Genomic DNA, 4,146 nt, shown 5'->3' on the forward strand with positions numbered 1-4,146 from the left:
TCCCTGCAGACGACGACAACCGGCTCTACCTCCGAGGGCGCCCTTCCGACAGATGGCGACCTCCCGAACGAACTGACCGTCAAATATAACGGTCAGCGCGGTAGCGCCGGCCTGATCATCTCCGAAGTCAACGACGTGGATCACGTCCAGCCACGGCTACGCGCGGATTCCCGGGATTCACTCCGAAGCCCAAAAGCAGGCCGGCGCCCGGTGACCGAAGAGGTTCATCGTCAGGGCGGCACCATCTTCATGCAGCTGTGGCATGTCGGCCGACTGGCGCATTCCTCGCTTCTGCCGAACGGCCAGGCGCCAGTGGGTGTGACCGCGGAACAGGCCGTCGGCTCAGAGGTATTCGCCCATGGCCCGGACGGCCGGTTGCGCTTCATGGCGGCAGAGATGCCGAGGCCGCTCAGCACCGAGGAAGTGACGGCCATGGTGGGAACCTTCGCCAAAGCCGCCGCCAATGCCTGGGAGGTCGGGTTTGACGGAATCGAGATCCATGCCGCCAATGGCTATCTGATCGAGCAGTTCATGAACTCGGTGCTCAACACCCGCACAGACTGCTATGGCGGCGGCAGCATGGAAGATCGTACGCGCTTCCTGATGGAAGTCGTCGACGCGGTCGTGGCGGAATTCGGCCCGGGACGCGTGGGGGTTCGCCTTTCACCGTTCGGCAAGTATATGGTTCGATGCCCGCTGATCCGCTCGTCGAGGAGACGTTCCTGTACATCGTCGAGCAGCTCGGGCGCCGCGGCGTGGCCTATGTCCATCTGCTCTATGAGCTGCTGCCCGACGGCAACATGGAATCGGTCACGTTCGAGGCGCGCCATCTCGACCATGACATGCTCGCCAAGGCGCGAGCGTTGTTCCCCGGCGCGTTCATATGGTGCGGCGGCTTCAATGACGTCGAGCATGCCCAGGCCGCGCCAGCTGGCCATTGGCTGTGGCGGACCGGTCCGTCTATTACACCCGCAACGGTGAAGTGGGGTACACGGACTTCCCCGCCTATTCGAACGACGGCGCAGCAAGCAGGGCCGCCTGACACGGCGATAGGCCGAGCAGGAGTCAGGCTCAGCGCCACATTTCTCGTCACCGGCGCCAGTTCCAAAAAGGTGGAGGCTCACGCCAACGCCGTGGCGCTTCACTTCATGTACTACAATTTTGGCCGTATCCATGCGACCTTGCGGCTGACCCCGGCAATGGCCGCTGGCGTGACTGGCAAACTTTGGGAGTTTGGCGATATCGTGGCCCTGATCGAAGCGAAGGAATCCGAGAAGCCGGCGGTGCGCGGCTCCTATAAGAAGCGCGCGTTCGCCTGACAGACCCCACCGAAGGGTTGCCCACTGCCGATTGATGTTGGTATCAAGACAGACCGATGAACCAGGGTCTTTACTATGGACGAATACGATAATCAGAAGGGCGCGAAGCCAGAGGATGTGCGCGCCGCCTTAAAAGGCTGGGCGTTTTTTGCGGCTGCAACGCTTGCAATCTTCGGCGTGGCCTACGCCCTGATTGAGATGTAGTAGCAATGAAACATTTCTGAGGGTTCGCGATTAGGGCTAAATGGCCCGCTTCTTCTTCGATCTAGTCGACAATGGAACCTCATACCCGGACACGGAAGGCACAGACCTTCCAACCCTAGCTTCTGCCGAAGATGAGGCAGCAAGGGCGTTGCTCGAAATAGCCAAGGACCAGATGCCGAACGGCACATTCCGCCAAGTCGCATTGCAAGTTCATGCCGGTACAACCGCGCCGCTGTTTGTGGTAAAAGCGACGTTCGAGCTAATCCGCAACGAGCCTTATCCCGATCAGCGAGTGGGAGCCTAACCATCTTGCTGTTGAAAGCGCCCGACGCTTTCAGATGCGAGCGGCGGCACGGGTGGAGACTTGCGCTCCACCATAGCAGAGACCGTCCGCATTATCGCTGAATAACTGACCCACTACCCTCACCGCCATTGGCTTGGCAAAATGTGCGTATCAGTGCTTCAGTATCTGGCTGAGAAACAGCTTGGTGCGATCGTGCTGAGGATTGCCGAAGAAGCTGTCCGGCTTGCCTTCCTCGACTATCTGGCCGGCATCCATGAAGATGACGCGGTCGGCCACCGCCCGTGCAAAGCCCATTTCATGAGTGACGCAAACCATAGTCATGCCGTCGCGCGCTAGCCCGGTCATCGTATCGAGCACTTCCGACACCATTTCCGGGTCGAGTGCCGATGTCGGCTCATCGAACAGCATTACCGCCGGCTTCATGCACAGGCTTCGCGCAATGGCGACGCGCTGCTGCTGGCCGCCCGACAGCTGGACCGGGAATTTGTTCGCCTGTTCGGGAATGCGCACGCGCTCCAGGAACTGCAGCGCGGTCTTGCGTGCCTCGGCGGCGGAAACGCCCTTGACCCACATCGGCCCGGCCATGCAGTTCATCAGCACGGTCAGATGCGGAAACAGGTTGAAGTGCTGGAACACCATGCCGACATTGCTGCGCACGTCGGCGACGTTCTTCATCTTTGGGTGAAGATGGATGCCGTTGACGGCGATGTCGCCCTCCTGATGCGATTCGAGGCGATTGAAGCAGCGGATCAGTGTCGACTTTCCGGAGCCGGACGGACCACAGATGACGATGCGTTCGCCTTTGTGGACCGTCAGATTGATGTCCTTCAGGGCATGGAACTGGCCGTACCATTTGGAGACGGCTCTGGCTTCAATGATGGCTTGAGCGCTCATCGCACCTTGCTCCTGGCATAGTGTCGTTCGATGCGGGACTGGATCAGCTCGAGGCAGATCGACAGCATCCAGTAGATGAGAGACGCCGAAATCAGCATCTCCATGTGCTGGAAGGTCTTCTGACCCAGCGTGCGGGCAAGGAACATCAGTTCCCAGACGCCGATGACCGAGACCAGCGAACTGTCCTTGAGCATGGAAATGAACTGGTTGCCGGTCGGCGGAATGATGACCGGAAGCGCCTGCGGCAGTATGATCCGGCGCATGGTCAGCGAAAAGCCAAAACCCATCGAGCGCGATGCTTCCCATTGACCACGGTCGATGCTCTGGATTCCCGATCGGAAAATTTCGGTCATGTAGGCGCCGTAGCACAGCGAGAGCGCCAGGATGCCGGCGGGAACCGCACCGACCACGAAGCCCAGTTGCGGCAGGCCGAGATAGATCAGATAAACCTGCATCAGGAGCGGCAGGCCGCGAAAGAACGAAGTGTAGAAGCTTGCGATGGCGTAGGCGAAGCCGTTGGTGGACAGCTTGGCTACGGCACCCAGTATGGCGATCAGGGAGGCGATGATGATGGAGATGGCCGAGACGTAGAGCGTGGTCACCACGCCCTGGGAAATCAGGAATGGCAGCTTTTCCCGGATGAAGGGCAGGCTGAGATGAAAGGTCGCGAAGAAGGCCAGGAAGAGCAGCAGCAGTTCGAACCAGACGATGGCGATCTGGACACGCAGCGAGGCGAAGCCGATCAGGACGACATTGAGGACGAACAGAAGCGCGATCACGAAGGCGATGGCAAACCGACCATAGAGGCCGCTCTGCGACGGTTCGCCGATGACCGGGCGCATCAATTCGCCGAAGCTCGTCGACGTCAGGTTGAAGGCGAGGAAGATCGCAAAGACGACGCCGAACATCGTCGCCACAAACCACGGCTTGTGCACGAGGACTTCAGCTTCGACGGTATCGGGGTAGAGCATAGCCTGTCCCTTCGAATGGTCGGCGGCCCGCACAGGCGAGCCGCCAGCGAACGTCGGAACTACTTTACGACCGAGTAGTCGACCCCGTACCATTTCCTGGAGAGCGTGCTCAGCGTTCCGTCGCCTTTCATGGCCTTCACGGCATCGGCGATCCTGGCCGAGAATTCCGGGTCACCGTGTTCGATTGCGACAGCCAGGGGCTCATAAAACACCGGATCGCCGATCTGCCTGATCGGATAACCGGCTTTCACGGCATCGACGATGCTGGGCTGCGACGAGACGACGGCATCGAGCCGAACGCCGTCACCGACCCGCAGATCGTCGAAAGCGGTGGTGGAGTTCTCGTAGGAGTGCACTTCCTTCGGGTTGAGCTTGTATTCGAATGGCGGCGCACCGGCCGCGTCGAGCGTCAGATCCTTCTTGGCATAGGCTTCGAAGGTCGATGTCGTCGTCG

Annotated in this window: 5 protein-coding genes and 2 pseudogenes; 4 read left to right on the top strand and 3 right to left on the bottom strand. The window is 60.1% G+C overall.

Annotated elements, in window-relative coordinates:
• The 4 genes and pseudogenes from EN949_RS33360 to EN949_RS36040 all read left to right on the top strand — a co-directional run.
• Nucleotides 1–981 (top strand): annotated as a pseudogene (locus EN949_RS33360) (hypothetical protein); the annotation flags it as partial.
• 122 nt (nt 982–1,103) lie between these two features.
• Nucleotides 1,104–1,319 (top strand): annotated as a pseudogene (locus EN949_RS33365) (IS1 family transposase); the annotation flags it as partial.
• 75 nt (nt 1,320–1,394) lie between these two features.
• Nucleotides 1,395–1,523, top strand: a complete 129-nt coding sequence (locus EN949_RS37200) for a hypothetical protein (protein WP_275955654.1) — start codon at nt 1,395–1,397, stop codon at nt 1,521–1,523.
• 40 nt (nt 1,524–1,563) lie between these two features.
• Nucleotides 1,564–1,827: a hypothetical protein gene (locus tag EN949_RS36040; protein WP_063170684.1), complete on the top strand. Its 264-nt coding sequence runs from the start codon at nt 1,564–1,566 to the stop codon at nt 1,825–1,827.
• Between the two features lie 150 nt (nt 1,828–1,977).
• Here the strand turns inward: EN949_RS36040 and EN949_RS33375 are convergent, their stop codons facing one another.
• From EN949_RS33375 to EN949_RS33385, 3 genes are all read right to left on the bottom strand, one after another.
• Nucleotides 1,978–2,721 (bottom strand): amino acid ABC transporter ATP-binding protein, encoded by a 744-nt coding sequence (locus EN949_RS33375; protein WP_063170685.1) that lies wholly within the window; start codon nt 2,719–2,721, stop codon nt 1,978–1,980.
• A complete protein-coding gene (locus tag EN949_RS33380; protein WP_013525195.1) occupies nt 2,718–3,692 on the bottom strand; it encodes an amino acid ABC transporter permease in 975 nt (324 codons plus the stop codon). Before EN949_RS33380 ends, EN949_RS33375 begins: the two co-directional genes overlap by 4 nt.
• 59 nt (nt 3,693–3,751) lie before the next feature.
• Nucleotides 3,752–4,146, bottom strand: a 395-nt coding sequence (locus tag EN949_RS33385; protein ID WP_127371930.1) for a transporter substrate-binding domain-containing protein, incomplete at its 5' end; no start/stop codon positions are given.

Source organism: Mesorhizobium sp. M7A.F.Ca.US.007.01.2.1, assembly GCF_003998165.1.
Classification (GTDB): Bacteria; Pseudomonadota; Alphaproteobacteria; order Rhizobiales; family Rhizobiaceae; genus Mesorhizobium; species Mesorhizobium ciceri.